At 65.7% G+C, this 23,068-nt stretch carries 17 protein-coding genes; 11 read left to right on the forward strand and 6 right to left on the reverse strand.

Annotated elements, in window-relative coordinates:
* Window positions 1-212 precede the first annotated feature (212 nt).
* From IIE29_RS11340 to IIE29_RS11355, 4 genes are all read left to right on the forward strand, one after another.
* Window positions 213-1,703: a GntP family permease gene (locus tag IIE29_RS11340; RefSeq protein WP_209325360.1), complete on the forward strand. Its 1,491-nt coding sequence runs from the start codon at window positions 213-215 to the stop codon at window positions 1,701-1,703.
* Window positions 1,700-3,163, forward strand: coding sequence for a four-carbon acid sugar kinase family protein (locus tag IIE29_RS11345; RefSeq protein WP_246475901.1), 1,464 nt, complete (start codon window positions 1,700-1,702; stop codon window positions 3,161-3,163). Before IIE29_RS11340 ends, IIE29_RS11345 begins: the two co-directional genes overlap by 4 nt.
* Before the next feature lie 74 nt (window positions 3,164-3,237).
* Window positions 3,238-4,284 (forward strand): 4-hydroxythreonine-4-phosphate dehydrogenase PdxA, encoded by a 1,047-nt coding sequence (pdxA, locus tag IIE29_RS11350; protein ID WP_209325361.1) that lies wholly within the window; start codon window positions 3,238-3,240, stop codon window positions 4,282-4,284.
* Window positions 4,285-4,322: 38 nt separating this feature from the next.
* On the forward strand, window positions 4,323-5,048 hold the full coding sequence (locus IIE29_RS11355) for a DeoR/GlpR family DNA-binding transcription regulator (protein ID WP_209325362.1): 726 nt from the start codon (window positions 4,323-4,325) through the stop codon (window positions 5,046-5,048).
* A 43-nt stretch (window positions 5,049-5,091) separates the two neighbouring features.
* On the opposite strand, the gene IIE29_RS11360 is transcribed toward IIE29_RS11355, so the two are convergent.
* The gene (locus tag IIE29_RS11360) at window positions 5,092-6,666 is read right to left on the reverse strand and encodes a BCCT family transporter (protein ID WP_209325363.1); all 1,575 of its coding nucleotides are present in this window, start codon (window positions 6,664-6,666) and stop codon (window positions 5,092-5,094) included.
* A gap of 466 nt (window positions 6,667-7,132) precedes the next feature.
* On the opposite strand from IIE29_RS11360, the gene IIE29_RS11365 reads away from it, so the two are divergent.
* Window positions 7,133-8,512, forward strand: a complete 1,380-nt coding sequence (locus IIE29_RS11365; protein WP_343071883.1) for an MFS transporter — start codon at window positions 7,133-7,135, stop codon at window positions 8,510-8,512.
* 15 nt (window positions 8,513-8,527) lie between these two features.
* Here IIE29_RS11365 and IIE29_RS11370 read toward each other — a convergent pair whose 3' ends face one another.
* Both IIE29_RS11370 and IIE29_RS11375 read right to left on the reverse strand, forming a co-directional pair.
* On the reverse strand, window positions 8,528-10,105 hold the full coding sequence (locus IIE29_RS11370; protein WP_209325364.1) for an AMP-binding protein: 1,578 nt from the start codon (window positions 10,103-10,105) through the stop codon (window positions 8,528-8,530).
* A 59-nt stretch (window positions 10,106-10,164) separates the two neighbouring features.
* Window positions 10,165-10,857, reverse strand: a complete 693-nt coding sequence (locus IIE29_RS11375; protein WP_209325365.1) for a TetR/AcrR family transcriptional regulator — start codon at window positions 10,855-10,857, stop codon at window positions 10,165-10,167.
* Between the two features lie 172 nt (window positions 10,858-11,029).
* On the opposite strand from IIE29_RS11375, the gene IIE29_RS11380 reads away from it, so the two are divergent.
* On the forward strand, window positions 11,030-12,193 hold the full coding sequence (locus IIE29_RS11380; RefSeq protein ID WP_209325366.1) for an acyl-CoA dehydrogenase family protein: 1,164 nt from the start codon (window positions 11,030-11,032) through the stop codon (window positions 12,191-12,193).
* Between the two features lie 9 nt (window positions 12,194-12,202).
* Here the strand turns inward: IIE29_RS11380 and IIE29_RS11385 are convergent, their stop codons facing one another.
* A complete protein-coding gene (locus IIE29_RS11385) occupies window positions 12,203-13,174 on the reverse strand; it encodes an NADPH:quinone oxidoreductase family protein (protein WP_209325367.1) in 972 nt (323 codons plus the stop codon).
* Window positions 13,175-13,348: 174 nt separating this feature from the next.
* Here IIE29_RS11385 and IIE29_RS11390 point away from each other — a divergent pair, with 174 nt between their 5' ends.
* Genes IIE29_RS11390 through IIE29_RS11405 form a run of 4 tightly spaced genes read left to right on the forward strand, consistent with a single transcriptional unit; the run spans window position 13,349 to window position 18,175 of the window.
* Window positions 13,349-14,383, forward strand: a complete 1,035-nt coding sequence (locus IIE29_RS11390; protein ID WP_209325368.1) for a phosphotransferase family protein — start codon at window positions 13,349-13,351, stop codon at window positions 14,381-14,383.
* Complete coding sequence (locus IIE29_RS11395) at window positions 14,380-15,210, forward strand: SDR family oxidoreductase (RefSeq protein WP_209325369.1); 831 nt, start codon at window positions 14,380-14,382, stop codon at window positions 15,208-15,210. Before IIE29_RS11390 ends, IIE29_RS11395 begins: the two co-directional genes overlap by 4 nt.
* Window positions 15,211-15,220: 10 nt before the next feature.
* A complete protein-coding gene (locus IIE29_RS11400) occupies window positions 15,221-16,423 on the forward strand; it encodes an acyl-CoA dehydrogenase family protein (RefSeq protein WP_209325370.1) in 1,203 nt (400 codons plus the stop codon).
* A gap of 51 nt (window positions 16,424-16,474) precedes the next feature.
* Complete coding sequence (locus IIE29_RS11405; protein ID WP_209325371.1) at window positions 16,475-18,175, forward strand: class I adenylate-forming enzyme family protein; 1,701 nt, start codon at window positions 16,475-16,477, stop codon at window positions 18,173-18,175.
* A 28-nt stretch (window positions 18,176-18,203) separates the two neighbouring features.
* On the opposite strand, the gene IIE29_RS11410 is transcribed toward IIE29_RS11405, so the two are convergent.
* Both IIE29_RS11410 and IIE29_RS11415 read right to left on the reverse strand, forming a co-directional pair.
* Window positions 18,204-20,861, reverse strand: a complete 2,658-nt coding sequence (locus IIE29_RS11410) for an AAA family ATPase (RefSeq protein WP_209325372.1) — start codon at window positions 20,859-20,861, stop codon at window positions 18,204-18,206.
* A complete protein-coding gene (locus tag IIE29_RS11415; RefSeq protein WP_209325373.1) occupies window positions 20,858-21,991 on the reverse strand; it encodes a metallophosphoesterase family protein in 1,134 nt (377 codons plus the stop codon). Before IIE29_RS11415 ends, IIE29_RS11410 begins: the two co-directional genes overlap by 4 nt.
* A gap of 237 nt (window positions 21,992-22,228) precedes the next feature.
* Between IIE29_RS11415 and IIE29_RS11420 the strand changes: the two genes are divergently transcribed.
* Window positions 22,229-23,038 carry an ABC transporter ATP-binding protein gene (locus IIE29_RS11420; protein WP_216629727.1) on the forward strand — a complete coding sequence of 270 codons (810 nt, stop codon included), beginning with the start codon at window positions 22,229-22,231 and terminating at the stop codon, window positions 23,036-23,038.
* The last annotated feature ends 30 nt before the right edge of the window (window positions 23,039-23,068 follow it).

A 23,068-nucleotide genomic window follows, 5' to 3' on the forward strand; every position in this document is an offset into this window, starting at 1 on the left:
CATATACCCCCTAGGGGTACCTTTCAATGGTGATTCACCCCACCGCTACCAAATACCTTGCATAGTTGCGCACCTATGGAACATACTTGCTCATACTGTTCATCTTCGGTTCTGGTCCGGGCGCTTGTGCTGCGCCATCGGACCGGGCAGCCGCCGAGAACCACACCCACCCTGGCTCGCCGATCGAGCCGGCCTCACTGCGGAGGAACCTCATGGACCTGCAACTCATCCTGGCGCTCATCGCCGGGATCGCGACGATCGTCGTCATCGTCTTGGCGACCCGCCTCGACGCCTTCATCGCCCTGCTCCTCGCTTCAGTCGTCACCGGGATCGTCGCCGGTCAGGACCTGCTCTCCATCGTCGAGTCGATCACCACGGGATTCGGCGACACCCTGGCCAGCATCGGCATCGTCATCGGACTCGGCGTCGGGATCGGAAAGATCCTCGAAGTCTCCGGTGCCGCCGATTCACTCGCCCGCGCGTTCCTGCGCGCCTTCGGCAAGGGCCGCGAGCCCTGGGCCATGGGCACAGTCGGCTCGCTCGTGTCCATCCCGGTCTTCTGCGACTCCGGCTACGTCATCATGAACCCGCTCGCCCGCTCCATCGCCCGCGTGAAGAGGGGCGGCTATGTCACCCTCGCACTCGCGCTGGGCTGCGGTATGACGCTGACCCACCATATGGTCCCGCCGACGCCCGGCCCCTTGGCGGCCACCGGCATCCTCGGCGCCGATATCGGGTCCGTCATCCTCGCCGGTCTCGTCTTCACCGTGATCCTCCTGCCCGTTGTCGTCGTCTACGCCCGCTGGATCGGGCCGAAGCTCGAACCCGTCCTCAACGCGGCGGTCAAACACGATGTCTACACAGAACTCGCAGCCACCTCGGCGAGCGCCTCCGGCACCACGTCCGCCGCCGCCACTGTCGACACTGACGGCACGACTGCGACGGAAGGCCCTTCGGCTTCCGGCGGCGTCGGGGCCGGCTCGGCCGACGTCGAGACCGAGACGTCGAAGAAGCCAGGTGCCTTCCTCGGATTCCTCCCGCTGATCGTGCCGCTGCTGCTCATCGTGGCCAACACCGTGGGCACCGCGATCGACAAGGACGCGCAGGGCGAGCTCGCCGGCGACGCCTACGAACCCTCGGCATGGGTCGCTCCTCTCGCTTTCCTCGGCAACCCCGTCATCGCTCTGATCATCGGCCTCGTGCTCGCCGTCTACACGCTTCTGCCGCGCCTGACCCCACGCAACACGGTCCAGGGGTGGCTTGCCGACGGTGCAGCCTCGGCCGGTCTCATCCTTCTCATCACCGGAGCCGGCGGCAGCTTCGGACTGGTTCTGCGCGAATCGGGCGTCGGCGACGCCCTTGCCGAGGCGATCGCCTCGATTAGCCTCCCGGCCCTCCTCGTGCCGTTCCTCATCGCCTCCCTCGTCCGTCTCGCACAGGGGTCCGGCACCGTCGCGATGATCACCGCCGCCTCGGTGACGGCACCGCTCATCGCACCGCTGGGCCTCGATCCGCTCGTCGCCGTCATGGCCTGCACGGCCGGTTCCATGGTCTTCTCCTACTTCAACGACTCGTACTTCTGGGTCGTCACCCGCTTCGCCGGCCTCGACGGAATCCACGCGATCAAGGGTTGGTCGGGAATCACCACGGCCGTCTGGCTCGGTTCCCTTCCGCTGCTGTTCGTGCTCGACTTGGTCGTATGAGCGAACGTCCCATGCCCCAGTCCGGAACGGCAGGCACCTGCGGCGCCGACCCGCGGATCCTCATCGTCGCCGATGACCTCACCGGCGGCAACGCCTGCGGTGCGCTCTTCGCCGAGGCGGGGCTGCGCACGATCACGGTCTCGGCGAACGATCAGGAGGCGGCGGTCGGCCTCGGTGGGTTCCTCGACGACTACGATGCCGTCGTCCTCAACGCCGATTCCCGGCATCTGCCGTCGCAGGATGCCGCCGAGCTCACCGAGGCGCTCATCGCCGCGGCCGGTGACGTCGATCTCGTGTCCTGCCGGATCGACACGACTCTGCGCGGAAATGTGGGGGCGACCGCCGAGGCGGCCCTGCGCGCACGAAGGAGGCTCGTCGCTTCCGCCGACCGGCAGAGGGACGACGGACGGCACCGACGCGTTCTGGGGCTGTGCATCCCGGCCTTCCCCGATGCCGACCGCACGACCGTCGGCGGCCGCCAGCTGCTCGACGGTCGACTGCTCGAACACACCGAGCTGCGTCATGACGTCCGCTCCCCCATGCTCACCTCCGACGTCGAGGAGATCCTGCGTTCCGGCACCGACCTCGAGTGCCGTCTCATCGAGATCTCCTCGGTGCTCGAGGGACGCAGCGCGATCCGCGCCGAGGTGCTCGAGGCGATCCGCTCCGGCGCCGAGGTCATCATCGCCGATGCGCTGACGACAGCCCACGTCGAGCTCGTCGGCTCCGTCGTCGCCGAGGTGAGCGCCGAGATCGCCGAGATCTCGATGGGAACGCCGCCGTCCGGTTCTCGCAAGAGCGCTGCTGAAGTGACCGGACGAAATGTCCGAGACCGCGCGGGACTGCCTCCCGACGAACTGCTCGACTGGGTGACGATCGACCCCGGCCCCGGCAGCCTCTCACTGGCGCTCTCCCTGCTGCCGACCCGCTCGGACGAGGTCCTCCTCGGCATCTCGGGATCCGCCACCGAGGTCACCCGCATGCAGCTGGCCGAGCTCGCCGGGGATCCGACGGTCGCGCTCATCCGCACCGTCCTCGACGAAGACAGCCTGCCCGACGTCGACGCGACGCTCGAACGGGTCGAAGAAGCCGCCTCGGCGCGGGCGATCATCATCGCGACTGTGCTCGAGTCCGGAGACCTGCTCGAGCTCAGCGACGAAGAGTCGGAGACAACGACGCGACGGCTGGCGATGATCGCAGCGGCGATCATGCACTCGGTCTCGGTCACCGGTCTCTACACGACCGGCGGCGACGTCACGGCCACCGTCATGCGGGAGCTCGGCGCGGTCGGCATGGAGGTGGAGAAGGAGATCGTGCCGCTGGCCGTCGGCGGCCGCCTCGTCGGAGGCCGCGCAGACGGGCTGCCCATCGTGACCAAGGGCGGCCTGATCGGAGGGCCGACCACGGCAGCACACTGCTTCGAATACCTCAAGGCGACCTCCCGCGTGAGGAGGGAATGACTTCACAGTGACAGCGTACGACTCCGCGACCATCGGCAGCATCCAAGCACAGACAACCATCTGAGGAGATTGACATGACAGCACCAGCACTCGCCGTCACCGTGGGCGACCCGGTCGGCATCGGACCGGAGATCACCGCACAGGTGCTCGCGGAGTTCGCCGGCAGGGACGATCAGCACGGAATCGCAGTGGCTGACCTCGCAGCGATGAAACGAGCCGTCGAGGTCCTCGACCTCGATGTCGAACTGCGCACGATCACCGACTGGTCGACCCCTTCGGCCGGTGAAGGAGTCATCGACGTCTTCGACATCGGCGTCCTCGGGACCGACCTGCCCGCTTGGGGCACCGTCGACGCGCGTGCCGGCCAAGCAGCAGTCACCGCCATCGAGGTCGCCGCGAAGGCGGCCATGGACCAGCAGATCGCCGGCATCGTCACCGGCCCCATCAACAAAGAGGCGGTCTGGAAATCGGGTTCTGCTCACCTGGGCCACACGGAGATGCTCGGGGAGCTGACCGGTGTGACGAAGCAGGACACCATGTTCGTCGTCGAGAACACGAAGGCTCCCGGGCACAAGCTGCAGATCTTCTTCGCCACCCGCCACATGTCTCTGCGCAAGGCCATCGACGCGCTCACCGTCGACGCGCAGATCGACTCCATCGAACGCGCTCATCGGGCCCTGCAGCTCTACGGAGTGCAGTCGCCGAGGCTGGCCGTCGCCGCACTCAACCCGCATGGGGGCGAGAACGGGGCCTTCGGCGATGAGGAGATCGAGATCCTGCGTCCCGCGGTCGAGCAGGTCAATGCCGCCGGAGACTTCGAAGTCGCCGGACCGATTCCAGCCGACTCCGTCTTCCACCAGGGGCTGACCGGACGCTTCGACGGCGTCCTCTCGCAGTACCACGATCAGGGCCATATCGCCTCGAAGACCTTCGACTTCGATGGGACGATCTCGGTCACCGTGGGCCTGCCGATCCTGCGGACTTCCGTCGATCACGGCACGGCCTTCGACATCGCCGGGCAGGGCATCGCCGACGCCGGGACGATGCGCTCGGCCTACCGGGCGGCGATCGGCTACGCTCCCTACGTCGACGGCATCCGCACCGAGTACCTGCCGCGCTGACTCCGACGGCCGCTTCCACCAGTGAGAGGACACCTTGAATGGCGATTCGGACAGGCACGCTGAGACGTCGCGAGGACATCCTGTCCCTGCTCAAGAGCGGGACCTGGACGATCGCGCGTCTGGCCGCCGAACTCGGCACCTCCGAATCGACGATTCGCCGCGACCTGCGCGAGATGGCCGAATCCGGCGATGTCATCCGCACGATCGGCGGCGCCACCGCCGCCGGCTACGTCGAACCGCCGCTGGGGCAGCGGATGGAGCACAATGCCGTGGCCAAGGACACGATCGCGACCTGGGCGCTGGGCCACCTCGCAGGCTCGAGTGTGCGCACGGTCTTCCTCGATGCCGGCTCGACGACCGTGCGTCTGGCCGACAGGATCCGCGACCGCGATGATCTCACCGTCGTCACCCGTGGGCTCGAGATCGCCCTCGCCCTGGCTCATCCGAGGGGCCCGAAGGTCATCATGATCGGCGGTGAGGTCTCGACGATGTCGCACGGGACCACCGGTGCCCTGAGCGATCATGCGCTAGGACGGATCCATGTCGACGTCGCATTCCTCGGCGCGGACGCCGTCGATCCGCGGAACGGACTGGGCGAACCGACGCTGGACGAAGCACGGACCAAGGAACTCATCGCCGAACGCGCCCGCAGCGTCGTCGTGCTCGCCGACAGCTCCAAGTCCGGCCGAGAGGTCGCCGCATGGGCGCCGATGCCGCCCGGGTGGGTGTGGATCGACGAGCACGGTTCGCACACTCACGGGTGAGGGCGCTCGGCGACCGGCCCGGCGCGGCTCGGCTCGGCCGAGCTCACACCTTCTGTTCGCGAGCCATCTGCCGCACGAAGACGGGAGCGGCGAACAGCGAGGGCAGCATGACGAAGCCCACCGGCACCGCGGTGATGACGATCGCCGACTGCAGAGCATCGACACCTCCGTCGCCGAGGCTGATGAGCACGGCCGCGGTGATGCCGATGAGCAGAGCCCAGGTGGCTCTCAACTTCGGCGAGGGCTCCCCTGAGGCCATGCACGACTGCGACATCGCAAATGACATCGAGTCCGTGGTCGTCGCAACGAAGGTCATCGTCAGGAGGAGGAAGCCGAGACTGATGATCAGCGACAGCGGCAGGTTGTCGCTGATCGCCATGACTGCGGCGGGCAGTCCGCCGTCCATGAGCGGCTTCGAGATCGAACCCTCGGTCCTCTGCTCGAGGAAGATGCCTGTGCCGCCGAGCACGGTGAACCAGAAGGTTGTGGCGATCGGAGGCAGGACTGTGGTGCTGATGAGCAGATCGCGGACCGTCCGCCCCTTGGAGATCCGGGCGACGAAGATCGCCATCAGGGGCGCATAGCCGAGGAACCAGCCGAAGAAGAACACGCTCCAGCCGGAGAGCCACTCGGTGTCTCCGCGGTAGAGCGTCATGCTGAAGAAGTCGGTGACATAGAGCGCGATGCCGCTGAAGTAGCTCTTGACGACGAACCATGCCGAGCCGAGCACGAGCACTGCGGCCATGAGCCCGAGCGCCATCCACACATTCGCGGAGCTGAGGAACCGGATTCCGCGGCTGACGCCGGAGAAGACACTGACACCGGCGACTGCGGTGAGCAGCGCGATGACGAGGAGCTGGACGGGATAGACATCGGGGACCCCGAACAGGGAGTTCAGACCGTAGGAGACCTGAAGACCGAGGAAGCCGACCGGACCGATGGTCCCCGCCGCCACGGAGATCACGCACACGACATCGACGATCGCCGCGATCGGGCCGGTGGCCGCACGTCTGCCCATGATCGGGTACAGAAGGCTTCGCGGGCGCAGCGGCATGCCCTTCTCCGCCGCCCGCATCATCACGATGGTGCCCAACGACCCGAGGATCGCCCAGGCGAGGAAGCCCCAGTCGATGAAGCTCGTGGCCAGTGCGGCGGCCACGGCGTCAACGCCGCCGCCTCCGAAGTACGGAGGGGTCGAGGTGTAGTGGTACATCGGCTCAGCCGCGGCCCAGAACACTCCCCCGGCTGCGAGCAGAGTCGTCATGATCATCGCGACCCAGGCGAAGCGGTTGAAGTCCGGTCGCGCCTGATTGCCCAAGCGGGCCTTCGCCCAGGGGGTGAAGATGAGGGCGAGCGCGATGAGGAATGTCGCGAGCAGGAGGATCTGCCAGTACATGCCGAAGATCTCGGCGCAGGCGGCGAATGCGTCTCCGACCCAGGTCGACATGCGGTCGGGGAGGATGAGGGCCAGGACGACGAAGGTCGCGAGGATCCCCACGCTCGTTCCGGCAACGGGAAGATCGATGCGACCACGCCCGGTCTGAGCGGGTTCGGCGGTTGCGGGAGGAGGATCAGCCTCCTGATCGGTTGATTCCGTACGGGTATTGGACTGGTCCATGGGTCGTGCTGCCTTCCGTGCCCCACCGACCGTGCTGTCGGGGGCGGAGCTGTTGGGTTCCGATGCTCGTTCCGTCTGGAATCGCAGCGGCCCAGTCTAGGGGGCGGAAGACCGGCACCGTCCGTGGGCGGGACGGATTCCGCTCGGATGTGGGAATACTCACCCGCATCGAAGCACTGTGGGACGGCCGAACCCGGTCTCGCGACCCCCTATCGCCGGAGTCCGAGAACATGCGACCGAGCATAACGCTCGCCTCAGGGTTCCCTGTGAAAGGGGACGGGATCGGAGATCCGGAGCGTCCGCCCATCGATCCAGGTCAGAAGCTTAATTTACTGTTTGTGCTGAGAGGACACGCCGTTGATTTGACAGCGTATCCGCTGTTGAAACCCTGAGTCGATGCTCGTAGCGTGACTTCGGCTTCTGCTGAGGGCCGCCTCGACGGCGACTCGTACGATCGGAGGAACTCGTGAGCAACCCCAACACCCATGATTCGACATCTCCCGCATCCCCGCCCGAACCGGAGCTCAAGACGGTGAGGAAAGCCGTCGTCGCCTCGGCGATCGGAAACGCGACCGAATGGTTCGACTACGGCCTCTTCGCCGTATCGGTCACCTACATCACGCAGCATTTCTTCCCCGGAGAGAAGGGAACGCTGCTCACGCTTCTGACGTTCGCCTTCTCGTTCGTCTTCCGCCCGCTCGGCGGCATCTTCTGGGGGCCGATGGGCGACCGTTTGGGTCGCAAGAGAGTCCTGGCATTGACGATCCTTCTCATGGCCGGATCGACCTTCTGCATCGGCCTCCTCCCCAGCTATGCGACGATCGGCGTCCTCGCTCCGATCATCCTCGTGCTGCTGCGCGTCATTCAGGGCTTCTCCTCCGGAGGAGAGTACGGCGGTGCCGCGACATTCATGGCCGAGTACGCTCCTGACAGGCGAAGGGGATTCTTCGGCAGCTTCCTCGAGTTCGGCACTCTGGCGGGTATGGCCGCAGGCTCCCTCGTGGTGCTCCTGCTCCAGCTCGGTCTCGGAGAGGAGACCATGATGGCCTGGGGCTGGAGGATCCCCTTCATGATGGCAGGCGTTCTCGGAGTCGTGGGCCTGTATCTGAGGTCACGGCTCGATGAATCCCCCGTCTACGAAGAGCTCGACGACAACGATCAGGGTAAATCGGTCAAGGAAGTCTTCCGCAGCCTGTTCGCCCACTACAAGAAGCAGCTGCTCGTCCTCGGCGGCATGGTCGTCGCCGTCAACGTCGTCAACTACACGCTCCTGTCCTATATGCCCAGCTATCTGGAGAACCAGGTCGGCATGGGTTCGTCGGTCGCTCTGACCGTCATGTTCCTGGCGCAGGCGTTCATGATGCTTCTCATTCCCTTCGGCGGCGTCCTGTCCGACAGGGTCGGACGCAAACCCGTCTGGTACTTCTCCCTCATCGGCCTCTTCGTCGCCGCCATCCCGATGTTCATGCTAATGGCCAACGGCTTCGTCTGGGCGCTCATCGGTCTTGCGGTCCTCGGAGTCCTCTACATCCCGCAGCTGTCGACGATCTCGGCGACTTTCCCGGCGATGTTCCCCGGACCTGTGCGCTTCGCGGGCTTCGCGATCTCCTACAACGTGTCCACGGCGACCTTCGGCGGCACCGCCCCCTCGGTCAACGAGGCGATCATCGAGGCGACCGGCAATCCGATCGTGCCCGCTTACTATGTCATGGGGGCATGCGTGATCGGCTTCGTCGCCGCGCTGTTCATGAAGGAGACCAAGGGAGCCTCCCTGCGCGGTGCGGGTCTTCCCGAAGAGGGCGCCGAGATCGTCTTCGAGGAGGCAGAGCCCACTGATTCGAAATGACGGCCGGGCCGACAGCTACTGCACAGAGGACTGCGGCAGGGCCCCGAGATCGGGAAGACGACGTTTGACGAGTTTGCCCGTCGGAGTCCGCGGCAGGCTCTCGACGAAATGGAACTCGCGAGGGATCTTGAAGCGGCCGAGCCGCCCGTTCAGCCAGTCCGCGAGCTCTGCTGCACGCCCCTCCGGGCGGGCTCCCTCAGCCAGCTCCACGTATGCGACGGGAACCGTACCCAGTTCGTCGTGGGCTCTGCCGATGACGGCGACATCGGCCACAGCCTCGTGGACGGCGAGCGCATTCTCGATCTCCTGGGGGTAGATGTTGACCCCTCCGGAGATGATGAGGCCGCTCGCTCGGTCGGCGATGTAGAGATATCGGTCCTCATCGAGACAGCCCATGTCTCCGGCTGTCGCCCAGGTCTCCGGGTGCTCGGGGTGGCGTGAGGCCTGCGTCTTCTCCGGATCTTTGTAGTATTCGAACAGCGGTGTGTCTGTGCGTTCGAAGTAGATGAGGCCGACCTCGCCGGTCGGCAGCTCCTGTCCGTCCGGGCCGCAGATGTGCACCGTTCCCAGCACTCCGTCGCGTCCCACCGATCCGGGTCGGGCGAGCGCCTGCTCACTGTCGATGAGTGTGACTCCGATGGCTTCGGTGGCCGCATAGTATTCGCAGATGACCGGGCCCCACCACTCGATCATGGCGCGTTTGACCTCCGGTGGACAGGGCGCGGCCGCGTGTATCGCGGCTCTCAGGCTGCTGACGTCATAGGATCTGCGCACCTTCTCGGGAAGCTTGAGCATGCGGATGAACATGGTCGGCACCCACTGGGAGTGCGTGATTCCGTGCTTCTCGATGAGATGCAGTGATGTCTCCGCATCGAACTTCGGCATGATGACCGCGGTTCCGCCCCGCGCATGGGTCGTCATGACGAACCGCAGCGGCGCTGCGTGATAGAGCGGGGCCGGTGAGAGGTAGACGGAGTCCTCGGCGAAGCCGTAGGCGGCTGTGAAGAGCTGAATGGTCGGCACGCCTTCGGATTCGATCGTCAGCGCCTTCGGTGCCGGCAGGATTCCCTTCGGACGCCCCGTCGTCCCCGAGGAGTAGAGCATGTCATCGCCGCGCGGCTCCATCTCCGGCTTCTCGTCCGAGGCGGCGGCGAGGACGGTCTCATACTCGTCCCAGCCGCTGAATGCCGCGGCGTCGTCTCCCCTCGGGGTCTCACCGATGCGGATCCGGTGAGTGACGTGGCTGCACGACCGCGCCAGCTCGGCGGCGTGCTCGACCTGGGTCGAGACGATGAGCACGACGGCGTCGCAGTCGCTGACGATATAGGCGGATTCCGCAGCGGTGAGGTGAGTGTTGACGACGGTGATGATCCCGCCGGTTCGCAGCGCCGCCCACAGGGCTTCGACGACTTCGAAGCGGTTCTCCGCCATCACTGCGATGTGATCGCCTGGGGCGACGCCCGAAGAGCGCAGATGGTTGGCCAGCCGCAGCGATCTGTCCTCCAATTCGCCGTAGCTGAGGACCGCTTCGGTGTCGGCCATGATCATCGCTGGTTTCTCGGGGTTCTGAGCTGCCCATCTGCCTGGATACATGATCACTTCCTTGTGTTCGGCTTTTCCGGTGCTCGGGTTCTCGGATCTGCTCTCCGCCGTCAGTGCGCAGCTGAAGTCTCGCCGCCTTCGGCGAGATGGTACGACAGCAGCGAGCGTGCGACCGACTGCCAGGTCGCGATCATCGGCTCATGTCGAGGGTCTCGGCGGGAGAAGGTGTAGGTCACCGCCATCCCCCGCATGCTCGCGAACAGCATCGTGAAGATCTCGTCATAGTCCGGGGCAGCGGCGACGACCGGGCCGAACAGGTCCTTCGCATTGTCTCTGACCTTGTCCAGTACGACCTTCTCATGGCTGCGCACACTGTCAGCAAGCTCGTCATCGGTCCGCGAGGCCGTCCACAATTCGAGGGCGGAGAAGAAGCTCTTGTGCATGAGTCCCGTCCACAGGCTCACGACTGCCCAATCGATGCGCGGCCCCACCTCGTCGTCGGCCGGGCGTTCGGCGTCGAGCATGTGATCGAGTTCGTCCCCGCCGTCCTCGAGCCGTCGGTCGAGCCGTTGCTCGCCGAGGCGGGCGACCGCGGCAGTGAGCAGGGCCTGTTTCGACGGGAAGTGGTGGAGCAGGCGTCCGCGGGTGACACCGGCCAGGGACTGGACCTTGACCGTCGTCGTCGCGGAGTAGCCCTCCCGGAGCAGGCATTCGATCGTCGCGTCGAGGATGAGCTCACGCGAAACCGCCGTTCGATCGGCCTGGTTGCGGGCGTCCACTGCGTCCTCCGTCTGCTTCGACAAGTCTCGTCAGTTACGACTATCTCACATTTACGGTCCGTGTTGACTGTTTTTTCCTGAGCTGTCAAGCTGAGCGCACGATCAGTGAGGACGATCACACGCACGGCGCGAGACCCCGCAGCCCTCGCATCGGTGAGCCGATCGCCGACGACCACAGCAGAAGAGGACCGACACCGTGAAGAGAAACCTGTACGACGAGGACCACGAAGCCTTCCGCGGCACCGTCGCCGCCTTCCTCGACCGGGAGGTCGTGCCCCATATCGACCAGTGGGAAGAGGATCACCTCGTCGATCGCGAGATGTGGTGCAGGGCCGCACGGGCGGGCGTCATCGGTCTGACCATCCCCGAGGAGTTCGGCGGTGCCGGGGTCACGGACTTCCGCTTCGACATGGTCCGCAGCGAAGAGATCGCCCGTCGGGGCGTCGGCTCGGCCACCAGCGGTTGGGGTGTCTCCGACGGCATCGTGCCCGGATATCTCATGGCGTTCGGCACGCAGGCCCAGAAGGAGAAGTATCTCACCGGCCTGGCTTCGGGAGAGATGATCGGGGCGATCGCGATGACCGAGCCCAACGCCGGCTCGGATCTCCAGGGAATCACGACGAAGGCCGTCCGCGACGGCGATGACTGGGTGATCAACGGAGCGAAGACTTTCATCACCAACGGCATCCACTGCGACTTCGTCATCGTCGTCGCCAGGACCGACACGGAGGCCAAGGCCTCACGCGGCACCTCGCTGTTCATCGTCGACGCCGACACCCCCGGATTCGAGCGCGGACGGAAGCTGCGGAAGCTCGGCATGGACGCGCAGGACACTGCCGAACTCTCCTTCTCGGACGTCCGGGTGCCCGCCGAGGCGCTGCTCGGCGAACTCGATCGGGGCTTCATCCATCTCATGGTCAACCTGCCGACCGAGCGTCTGCTCATCGGCTCCGGCACGCTCGCCGCGGCCCGCGCCGCCCTGGAATGGACGGCTGAGTACGTGTTCGAGCGCCCGGCCTTCGGACAGACGATCGGCGACTTCCAGAACACGCGCTTCGAACTCGCCGAGCTCGAGACGCGCGTCGACGCCCTCGAAGCCTTCGTCGACCGCTGCGCACTCGCGCTCAACGCCGGCGAACTCACCGCCGTGGATGCGGCGAAGGCGAAGTACCTCGGGTCCGATCTCGAGATCGAGGTCGTCAACCGATGCCTGCAGCTCTTCGGCGGCTATGGCTACATGCTCGAATTCCCCATCGCCCGAGCATTCAAGGACAACCGCATTCAGGCCATCTTCGGCGGCGCCAACGAAGTGATGAAGGAGCTCATCGGACGCGACATCGCCTCCCGACACAAGAGGTGATGCGCAGCGTCACTCCCCCGCGGCTTCGAGGAGCACCTTGCCCATGACCGCACGCTCATCGAGTGCCCTGAGCGCCTGGGAGGCTTCGGCCAGCGGATAGGTCGCGTGGATGCGCGGATTGAGCCGTCCCGCCGCGATATGCCCGCTGACTGCCTCCCACTGCCTGGCGATGAAGGAACGATCGCCGACCGTTGCCGCACCCCAAGCCACCCCGTCGACCGAGATGTTCTTCAGCAGCAGACGGTTGACCTTGACCGACGGGATCTCCCCGGCGGTGAAGCCGAGGACGAGCAGGCGGCCGAACGGGGCGAGCACACGCGTGGAGTCGGTGAAGCGGTCGCCTCCCACGGGATCGAAGACATAGTCGACCCCGCGTGGGCTGATCTCCTTGGCCGCGTCCTTGAAGCCGTCGGCGAGCACCACGTGATCGGCGCCGAGCTCTCGCACCGCTGCGGCCTTCGCCTCCGTGGACACGACAGCGATGACCTCGAGCTCCATCGCCAGCGCCATCTGCACAGCCGCCGAACCCAATCCGCCGGCAGCACCGTGGACGAGCGCGCTCTGCCCCGGCTGAGCCCCGGCGCGGACCCGGAGGGCGAAATCAGCGGTGAGCACGTTCATCGGCATGCCCGCACCGTGGGCGAGGCTGACGGTGTCCGGCAGCGCCATGGTCGAGGCATCATCGGCGAGCAGGTACTCGGCGAAGGTGGCGACTCCCGTGATCGCAGCCACTCGATCACCGACGGAGAAGCGGGAGCCCGGACCCGCCTCAGCGACGATGCCCGAGGCCTCGGAGCCGAGGACGAAGGGCAGCTCGTGCTTCGTCTGATACATGCCGCGGGTCTGCAGGAGCTCGGGGAAGGTCACGCCCGCATAGGCGACTTCGATGAGGACCTGCTCGGGGCCGGGGCTCGGACGCTCCACCTCGGCGAGCTCAACATCATCGGGACCGGTCAGGGCGGTGACGCGGATGGCTTTCATGGTGTCCTCACTGTCGTTGTCGGGTGCGGGCCCGGTGGGCGTCTCGCCGCGGCGATAGCTCAAGCCCTATCACATCTGCGCCGGTGACGGCGGTCACTTTCACGGCTTGACTCCCCTGCCCGCTTTGAATACTGTGAACTCTACTGAACGATTGTTCACTCGGGAAGGTCAAGGATGACGCAGGCACCGGCAGGATTCGATGCGCAGAGCATCGGCAGATGGATCGAGCAGAGGTTCGGAGTCAGGGACTTCGACGTCGAAGTCATGTCCATCGGCCGGTCGAACCTCACATTCACCATCACTGTCGCCGACAGTCCCCGCTGGGTTCTCCGCCGCCCGCCTCTGGGCCACGAGGGAGGCAGCGCGCACAACGTCGCTCGTGAGGGGCGGATCATGTCGGCATTGTCCGGCAGCGCCGTCCCGGTGCCCAACGTGCTCGAGATCGTCGACGACCCCGAGGTCCTCGATGTGCCCTTCGTCTTCATGGACCACTGCCCCGGTTTTGCGATCAACGCTCCCGACGACTGGGCGCGGATCCCCGACGAGCCCGGCCCGGACGACAAACGCTCCTGCGCTCTCGGGATGATCGACACCCTCGCAGCCATCCATGCGGTCGACATCGACGAGGTCGGACTGGGTGATCTGCGCCGGCCCGGGGGTCTCATCGAACGTCAGCTGCGGCGATGGCTCGGCCAGGTGGAGCAGATCGCGATGCGTGAGACCCCGATGATCCACGAGGTCCACGACGTCCTGCTGAAATCCATGCCCGACCCCGCGGGCAGTCCCGTGGGCATCGCCCACGGCGACTACAAACCCAACAACCTCATCTTCTCCCCCAGCGGAGCGGTCAATGCCGTCGTCGACTGGGAGCTCACCGCTGTCGGGGAGGTGCTCACCGACCTCGGCTACTTCATCGCCATGCTCACCGTGCCCGAAGAGTACACGAGCATCTGGGTGCCGACCGCCGAGGACGGCTTCCCGTCGACGGACGAGCTCATCGACCGCTATCAGGAGGCCAGCGGCCACGAAGTCCACGATGTCGGCTACTATTCGGCCTTCGCGATGTGGAAGCTCGCATGTATCCGCGAAGGCGTCTACACTCGGCTCGCGACCGGGAAGATGGGCGATCTCGACCTCGATCCGGAGGCCGCCGGGGCCGGAGTCGAGGACCTCGCGCAGCAGGCGCTGACTCTGCTGGAGCAGGCATGAGCTCCCGGAGCGTCGACGGTGCCCGTGTCATCGTCACCGGTGCCGCCGGCGGAATCGGCGCAGCTCTGGCCGCCAAGCTCATCAGCCGCGGCGCCTCGGTCGTCCTCGCCGATCTCTCCCCCACGGTCAAGCAGACCGCTGAGCACCTGGCCGCTGGTTCACACGGTGACTCCGATGGTGCTGGACCGCACGCCCATTCCTGGGTCGGGGACGTTTCCTCGGTCGCTGGCGTCGGCGAGCTCATCGCCTTCGCCGACAACCGCCTCGGCGGCGTCGACATGTACTTCGCCAATGCCGGAATCATCGGCCCGGCCATGCTCGGAGATTCCGATGCCGAGTGGGATGCGATCATCGATGTCAACGTGCGCGCCCATATCCGCGCCGCCCAGGCTCTCGTGCCCCGCTGGAAGGCGGCCGGATCCGGCTATTTCGTCGCGACTGCCTCGGCGGCGGGACTGCTCACCCAGATCGGCTCGGCTGCGTACTCGGTGACCAAGCATGCCTCGGTCGGCTTCGCGGAATGGCTGTCGGTGACGTATCGCGATGACGGCATCCGCGCCTCGGTGGTGTGCCCGATGGGTGTGAACACGAACCTGCTCGGCGATGCGGGAGCCGGCGGCGGGGCTGCGCAGAGAGCGGTCACGGAGGCCGGCACTGTCCTCGAACCCGAGCAGGTCGCCTCCATCGTCATCGATGCCGTCGAGCATGAACAGTTCCTCATCCTGCCTCACCCCGAAGTGCTCGAGATGTACCGCATGAAGGGCAGCGATTACGACCGCTGGCTGCGTGGGATGTCCCGCTATCAGACTCGCCTCAACGGAGAATAAGGAGCACACCTTGCTGGAAACGACCGAACGCGGACGCGACTTTCAGGACCGCCTCAATGCGTTCATGGACGAATTCGTCTACCCGGCCGAGCCCGTCTACGCCGAACAGATGGCTGCCACGGCCAGCCCGCACACCCAGCCGCAGATCCTCGAGGATCTCAAGGCCGAGGCGAAACGTCAGGGTCTGTGGAACCTGTTCCACCCGCATCGCGAATGGGGCCCGGGCCTGACGAACCTCGAATACGCCCCGCTGGCCGAGATCACCGGCCGCAGCATCGAACTCGCGCCCGAGGCGATCAACTGCAACGCTCCGGACACGGGCAATATGGAGGTCTTCACCCTCTTCGGCACCGATGAGCACAAGGAGAAGTACCTGCGTCCGCTGCTCGAGGGAACGATGGCCTCGGCCTTCGCGATGACCGAGCCCGCGGTCGCAAGCTCCGATGCTACGAACGTCGAGATGCGCATGGAACGCACCACAGAAGGATTCCTGCTCAACGGACGCAAATGGTTCGCCTCCAACGGTATGCACCCCAACTGCCGAGTCCTCATCGTCATGGGCAAGACAGATCCCAGCGCAGAAGTGCACCGTCAGCAGTCCATGCTCGTCGTGCCCATCGACGCCCCGGGAGTGAAAGTCGTGCGCAACCTTCCCGTCTTCGGCTATGCCGACCGAGAGGGGCATGCGGAGATCCTGTTCGAGGATGTGCTTGTGCCCTTCAAGGACATCCTCAAGGGCGAGGGCGAAGGCTTCGCCATCAGTCAGGCACGGCTGGGGCCCGGGCGCATCCACCACTGCATGCGCGCCATCGGGGTCGCCGAACGAGCACTCGAACTCATGGTCAAGCGCGCCGAGGAACGCGTGACCTTCGGGGAGAAGCTCTCGAACCGGTCGAACATCCAGGACTGGATCGCCGAATCCCGAATCGAGATCGATCAGGCCCGGCTGCTGACCCTGCATGCCGCAGACATGATGGACAAGTACGGCAACAAGGTCGCGAAGAACGAGATCGCCGAGATCAAAGTCGTCGCCCCCACGATGGCCCTGAAGGTCCTCGACCGGGCGATCCAGGTCCATGGCGGCGGCGGAGTCACCGATGACTTCCCGTTGGCCAGGTTCTGGGCCCATATGCGCACTCTGCGCCTGGCCGACGGGCCCGACGAGGTGCACAAGCGCTCCATCGCGCGCAATGAGCTGAAGAAACACCGCTGATCCGCCGCCGACACCACCCAATTGCAAGGACCATCCGAGAGAGGACGTTCAATGACGAGCAGCTGGTTCGAGACACGACCCTGGATCACCACTCTGGGTGAGATCGCCCAGGAGCCCTATGTACTCGAGGATTCGACCCCTCTGGCCGACCTCGCCGCGACGGTTGGGGCCCGCGGCGATGAGGAGGCCATCACCTACTACGGTTTCAGGCTGACCTGGAAGGAGTTCGACCGCTGGTCGACCGCCTTCGCCGCCTTCCTCGCAGAACAGGGAGTCGAACCCGGAGACCGGATCGGAATCTACGAGCAGAACACGCCGGCGTTCGTCGTCTCGACCTATGCGATCTGGAAGGCCGGTGCCGCTGTCGTCCCGCTCAACCCCATGTATCGCGGCGAGCTCGAGCATATCTTCAGCGATGCCGAGGTCAAGGGGCTCATCGTCTCGAAGGCGGCTTACCTCAATCGGGTCAGGGACTATGCGACCGATCTTCCGCTCGTCGTCCTCAGCGATGATCGGAGCTTCCAGACGGAAGGGCCCGAGGCGATCTTCGCGATGTTCGACGCACTGCCGGAGGTGCCCGATCTCCCGGATTTCGAAGCAGCCGTCAGAGAGCGCCTCGACACCGACTTCACCCCGCTCTCACCGGCCGTCGATGACCTCGCGCTCATCGCGTACACGTCGGGGACTTCGGGCCGGTCGAAGGGCGCGGCGGCGACTCACGCCAACATCTCGAGCAATTCGCGGTACTGCCTGCGCAACCCCATGCTCGGCCCCGGAGACGGCTACGTCTCACTCGCCCCGCTGTTCCATATCACCGGGTTCGTCTGCCAGTTCCTCGCCGCGGTCGCCGGCGGGGCGCGGCTCATCCTCAACTATCGGTTCGAGCCGGGCTCGCTCATCGCCCTGTGCGATCGGGAGAAGCCGGCGTATATGGCCGGACCGGCAACCATCTACACGGCGATGATGGCTCACCCGGATTTCGCCGCCGAGAAGTTCGCGTCGTTCAAGTCCCTGATGTCCGGCGGTGCGCCGCTGCCCGAGGGTCTGGTCAAGAAGTTCGAGCAGAGAGCAGACATCTATGTCGGCCAAGGCTACGGGCTCTCGGAGACCTGTGCTCAGGTGGCAACCGTTCCTCACGGATTCCAAGCACCTGTCGATCCCGACAGCGGCAACCTCGCCTGCGGCCTTCCTCAGCCCGACGTGTTGATCCGCATCCTCGATGATGACGGCGAACCAGTCGGGCCGGGTGAAGTCGGCGAGGTCGCCATCTCCGGACCGCAGGTGGTTCGCGAATACCTCAACAACCCTCAGGCGACCGAGGAGCAGATCCCCAATGGCGAGCTGCACACCGGCGATGTCGGATTCATGCGCGAGGACGGTTGGCTGTTCATCGTCGACCGGAAGAAGGACATGATCAACGCCTCCGGCTTCAAGGTCTGGCCGCGCGAAGTCGAGGACGTCCTCTACACCCATCCGGCCATCCAGGAGGCTGCGGTCGTCGGCATTCCCGACGAGTATCGCGGAGAGGATGTCGCCGCTTTCGTCACTCTGCAGCCGGGGGCAGAGGCGACAGCCGAAGAGGTCATCGCCTACTGTCGCGAGCATCTGGCCTCGTACAAGGCCCCGCACCGGGTGACATTCATCGATCAGCTGCCGAAGACGAGTTCGGGCAAGATCCTGCGGCGCACGATTCGCGCCGATGCCGTCGAGGCCGCCGAGGCAGCGCGCGAGGCGGCGACGCCTGCAGAGTGACGACGTTGTCAGGTCGACTCCGCTCGTCTCACGCGAGGCTGACTGTCTGCGCTCCGCCGATGGCACCGAAACGACCGGGCTGGCAGGTGAGCAGGATGACCTGCGCATTCCGGCCGACGTTGCCGAGGATGACGTTGAGCGCTGCCAGCCGCTTCTCATCGGCGAAGCCGAAGGCATCGTCGAGGATGACCGGAGCCCCAGTGCTGTCGTCGACCAGAGTGGCCACGGCGAGCCGACCGATGAGCGCCAGCTGCTCCTTCGTCCCACCGGACAGCGATTCGAAGGCCACGGTTCGACCGTCGAGCGTACGGGAGACGATCTCGAGGCCCTCGGAGATCTCCACTGACAGTCCCTGTCCGAAGATCACCCGTCCCAGTCTCTCGATCTGCTCCTTGAATGGAGCCACGTACTTCCGCTGGGCCTCCTCCTTGTGGGCGAGCACCGTCTCACGCAGCAATCTGATCGCATCGGCCTGCCGACGCAGACGGGCCTGTCTCGACTGCAGAGACGTCAACGACTCCTCTGCGGCTTTGAGCTTGTCGTAGATGCCTTCGCTCGCGCGGTCATCGATGAGCGCGGAGAGCCGGTCGACTTCCTCTCGGTCGGTCTCCAGCTGCTTCTGCTTGCTGTCGACGAGTTGGTGCGCATTCTGCAGCCGCATCTCCAGGGTCTCGGGATCGGATTCTGCATAGCGCGAACGCGCCGCGGCGACCTGGACCGTCGACTTCTCCGACTGGCTCTTCGCCGCGGTCAGCGCCTCATCGAGTGCCTCATCGGAGTTCGCCTCCCGATCCGCGGCAAGACGTGAAATGAGATTGTCCGATGTCGTCGTCGCCTGTTCGCGGGTCGTCTGCGCTCGCACCGCCGCCACCCGCGTCTCATCACGCTCGGCGCGGCTGCGCTCGAGCACGACTCGGGCTCTGTCGACTGCCTCCTGTGCGGAGTCGACCACTGCAGCAGTCGATTCGACGGCCGATTCGAGTTCGTCGATCGCGACCTGATCCTCGATGGTCTCGACGTCCGACTCGCCGGCGGAGTCGCCGGACGAGCCGCTTGTGCCACCTGTCTCCGGAGACTGCCCGGCCAGGTGCTCTGCCCGCGACAGGGCAGAATCGAGTTCCGCACGGTCGTCGCCGCCGATGAGCACACGCAGCGTCGCCCTCGTCTCCGCCAGAACCGCCTCGGCGTCGGTCCGGACGTCGGCGCGCTGCCGGGCTTGGTCGAGGCTTTCGACACCGAGACGATCGAGCTCGGAGTCGAGCGCGGTCTGCGCTTTTTCGACTGCCCGGTCGAGTTCCGCCGGCGACTGGCCGGGGCGCACAGTGATGTCGAGGACTGAGTCGACGAGGATCCGCGTATCTCTGACGACGGCGAATTCCTCGGTGGAGCCGTCGGGCAGTTCCGTGCCATCGATGCTGATTGCGGCGTCGCCGAGGCGTCGGGCGACGATCTGCGCGGCAGCGGCAGTCTTCGAATTCTGCGCGATGCGCACTTCGGTGACCAAGGCGCTCAGGCGCTCGACGTTCTTGGCCGTGACGGTGATCGACCCGATCGTCGCCTTCGCTTCGGTCGCTCGGCGCTCCTGTTCGCGGATGCTCGACAGCCTCCTGCGCAGTTCACTCACTTCGCGTCGGGCTCGAGCCTTGGCCAAGTCGGTGGACGCGGACTTCGCCCTTGCCCGGGCCTGATCGAGATCGGCCTGTTTCCCTTCGAGCGTCTTCTGCGCGGCGGCGAATTCGGTGTCCTTGTCCCGTTGGGCGCCCACGGCCCGCTCGAGGTCCACCTCGGCGGCCTGCACCGCTTCTGCGGCAGATTCGGTTTCAGCGATGAGGGCGAGACGGCGCTCCCTGGCCTCCTCGGCCCGCTGCTCCTCGCGCTCCGCCGACTCGGCCAGCTCCACGGCCCGATCGAGTTCGGCCTTGAGCCCGGAGACTGCTTTCGAGGCCTCTTCTGCCTCGTCACGTTCGGTGACGGCCGCACTGAGCTGGGCACGCACGGACGTCAGCCGTTCGGTCGCCCGAGCATGCCTGTCCACGAGCGCGTCCAACTCTTTGCTGCGCTCGTTGAGTTCACGGAACTGCTCGGCTGCGGCAGGGACCTCCTCAGCAAGCTTCTTCAGCTCTCCCGTCTCCTTGCCCTTGGCAGTGAAGAACGACAGGTATTCGGATTCGACACGATCGAGGAAGGCATCATGGTCGGCCGGCTCCTCCCCGGAGTCGTTCAAGGCACCGTGCAGAGCCTTGATCTCGGCCAGCGGCGCCTGAGCCAGGCTTCTGCCCTGCGCGACATCAAGAGCGTCGAGCAGATCCACGTCGACCGTCTCGTCGAGGATGCTGAGAAATCGTTCGTGGGCCTCGTCCCCGCTGAGCTGCTCGGGCACGGGGTGCAGAATGTTCAACTCGGTGAATGGCTGCTTGAGCCACCGCTTGCGGTACCGGAGCTCGTATCCTCCCGTGCTCAGGTGCAGTTCGACCTGGGGGCCGACATCGGAGCCGACGGGCTGCGTGTCCTTGATGCTGGCTTTTCGAGAGCTGGCCTTGTCCTCCCGCAGTTGAGTGATCGCCTGGTGAATGGAGGACTTGCCGATCTCGTTCGGCCCCTCGACGATCGTCACTCCCGAACCGAATTCGACGGTGGCATCGGTGATTCCCCGATAGTCGACGAGGCTGATGGAATGGAGTCTCATGAACCGCTCCTGGCGAATCGGAAGAGCAGGCCCAGGGCGTCCTGGGCCGTGACGGCGTCCTCACCGTCGCCGGCCGCCTGCTCGGACAGTTCGTCGAGGGCCTCTTGCAGATACCCGCTCAGGCCAAGATCGGCGAAGTCCTCGTCGGCGGCGATGACGGCCAGGTCCATGTGCCGCTCCCACAGGGAGACGAGCGCGAACAGGTCGGTGAAATGGTCGAGGATGTCGTCGAGCCGTGCCTTCGCCGCGGTCGGCAGTGTGCCTCGCAGCACGAGCCAGATCGCGGTCCGATCCTTGTCCGGCATTGCGTTCAGCCGCTGTTCGAACTCGGCCACGTCCTCGTCCGAGTTGAGGTCGGCTTCGATGACCGTATAGGTCCAGGTTCCGACAGGGATCTTCTCTACCCCGGCCAGATGGCTGTCGCGGTCGATGTCGACGAGGAGGATATTGCCGGGATCGTCCTCTCTCCGCGAGGTCACCTCGGGCGCTCCGGGGTACCAGATCCTCTCGGCGACCTCGTAGGTGGCGTGCCTGTCGCCGAGGGCGACGAATTGGGCCCGATCCTCACGCAGCAGGGTCTGCAGATTGTCCGTGTCGATCGTCGCCAGGGATTCCCGATCGGGGTCGAGGACGCTCACGGCGCCGTGGCCGGCGATGATGCGGACGGCGCCAGCGGCCACCTCGGCGAGGTCGGCCGTCGCTGCCGCGACGAGGTCGCCTTGGGGATGTTTGGAGAACCACGGAGCTCCGACGATCTCGATTCCGGGAACGACTTCGAACGGTTCGCTGTCACGCAGCACATGGACGTGCCCGGGCACTCGGGAGACGAACGCCGGGGAATCGTAGATCGATGACGCGTCCAACGGATCGTGGTTGCCCGGGAGCAGAACGACGGGGACCGTGAAGGAGGCGAGGACTTCGAAGGCACGGGCGATGATTGCTCGGTCGAGCTGATTGGTCTCGAAGACGTCTCCGCAGACGAGGACGAATTCCGCGCCTTTCTCAGCAGCCACCTCGCCGATGCGCGCGACAGCATCGAGCCGGGCCCGGTGAAACCGCGGGCGGGCCTCCTGGCTGAGGTAGTGAGCTGTCATACCCAGCTGCCAGTCCCCCGTGGCGATGAATCTCATCTGCTCCTCCTCGTCTCCTCACCCATCCTACGGTCGAGGGGCCACCATATACGCCGGGACTGACATCAGTGATGCACGGCACAGCTCCGACTCGCTCCGGCGGTCCTGCCTGGACGAACGCCAACGAAGAAGGCCAACCGGCGCCTCCGGGAACCGCTGTCGCCACCGACGACTTCTCAAGCGCATCACGAATCACGGACGGTTAGGTTAGGCTAAGCATTTGTGAACCCTACTGCATTGACTGCCACAGACCTCACCCTGTGCTACGGCGGACCTTCCGTCGTCCACGGCGTCAGCCTGTCGATCGCTCCCGGTCGAGTGACGGCGCTTCTCGGCCCCAACGGATCAGGCAAGTCGACTGTCCTGCGCTCCTTGGCCCGTCTCCACCCGATCGCCTCCGGCGACGTCGTCGTCACCGCCGACGGCACCGACACGGCTTCGAGCGCCCTGACGGCCAAGGAATTCGCACGAGTCGTCACGCTTCTGTCTCAGTCCCGTCCGCACCCCTCCGGCGTGAGCGTCCGCGAGATCGTCGCCTACGGTCGCCATCCGCACCGCCGACGCTTCGCCGCTCTCACGGACGCGGACCGCACGGCCATCGGTCGTGCACTCGAGCTCACCGGAACGGCCCGCATGGCCGAACGCCCTGTCGATCAGCTCTCGGGCGGTGAACTGCAGCGCGTCTGGCTGGCGACATGCCTGGCACAGGACACCGGTGTGCTGCTGCTCGACGAACCGACGAATCACCTCGACCTGCGCTACCAGGCGGAGATCCTCGATCTCATGCGCGAACTCGCCGACGACCACGGCATCGCCGTCGGGGTCGTCCTCCACGATCTCGGACATGCAACCACGGTGGCCGACCACGTGATCCTTCTCGATCAGGGACATATCCGCTCCGCCGGCACCTGCGAGGAGGTCTTCACGGCCGATGTCCTCAGCGACGTCTACGGGGTTCCGATCAGCACCCGCGTCGACGAGGACACGGGACTCGTCAGGGTCGAGGCTCTGCAGCGGCGACACCGGCGGTCCGCCGTTTCGACCTGAAGCACCCCGTTCATCCGTGCTCCACCCACC

Origin of the sequence: Brevibacterium renqingii, assembly GCF_017808095.1 — a bacterium.
GTDB classification, from domain to species: Bacteria; Actinomycetota; Actinomycetes; order Actinomycetales; family Brevibacteriaceae; genus Brevibacterium; species Brevibacterium renqingii.

What these genes read in the sequence shown, in the direction of transcription:
- IIE29_RS11340 (WP_209325360.1), top strand. Translation starts at nt 213, where the DNA reads ATGGACCTGCAACTCATCCTGGCGCTCATCGCCGGGATCGCGACGATC.
- IIE29_RS11345 (WP_246475901.1), top strand. Translation starts at nt 1,700, where the DNA reads ATGAGCGAACGTCCCATGCCCCAGTCCGGAACGGCAGGCACCTGCGGC.
- pdxA (WP_209325361.1), top strand. Translation starts at nt 3,238, where the DNA reads ATGACAGCACCAGCACTCGCCGTCACCGTGGGCGACCCGGTCGGCATC.
- IIE29_RS11355 (WP_209325362.1), top strand. Translation starts at nt 4,323, where the DNA reads ATGGCGATTCGGACAGGCACGCTGAGACGTCGCGAGGACATCCTGTCC.
- IIE29_RS11360 (WP_209325363.1), bottom strand. Translation starts at nt 6,666, where the DNA reads ATGGACCAGTCCAATACCCGTACGGAATCAACCGATCAGGAGGCTGAT.
- IIE29_RS11370 (WP_209325364.1), bottom strand. Translation starts at nt 10,105, where the DNA reads ATGTATCCAGGCAGATGGGCAGCTCAGAACCCCGAGAAACCAGCGATG.
- IIE29_RS11385 (WP_209325367.1), bottom strand. Translation starts at nt 13,174, where the DNA reads ATGAAAGCCATCCGCGTCACCGCCCTGACCGGTCCCGATGATGTTGAG.
- IIE29_RS11390 (WP_209325368.1), top strand. Translation starts at nt 13,349, where the DNA reads ATGACGCAGGCACCGGCAGGATTCGATGCGCAGAGCATCGGCAGATGG.
- IIE29_RS11395 (WP_209325369.1), top strand. Translation starts at nt 14,380, where the DNA reads ATGAGCTCCCGGAGCGTCGACGGTGCCCGTGTCATCGTCACCGGTGCC.
- IIE29_RS11405 (WP_209325371.1), top strand. Translation starts at nt 16,475, where the DNA reads ATGACGAGCAGCTGGTTCGAGACACGACCCTGGATCACCACTCTGGGT.
- IIE29_RS11410 (WP_209325372.1), bottom strand. Translation starts at nt 20,861, where the DNA reads ATGAGACTCCATTCCATCAGCCTCGTCGACTATCGGGGAATCACCGAT.
- IIE29_RS11415 (WP_209325373.1), bottom strand. Translation starts at nt 21,991, where the DNA reads ATGAGATTCATCGCCACGGGGGACTGGCAGCTGGGTATGACAGCTCAC.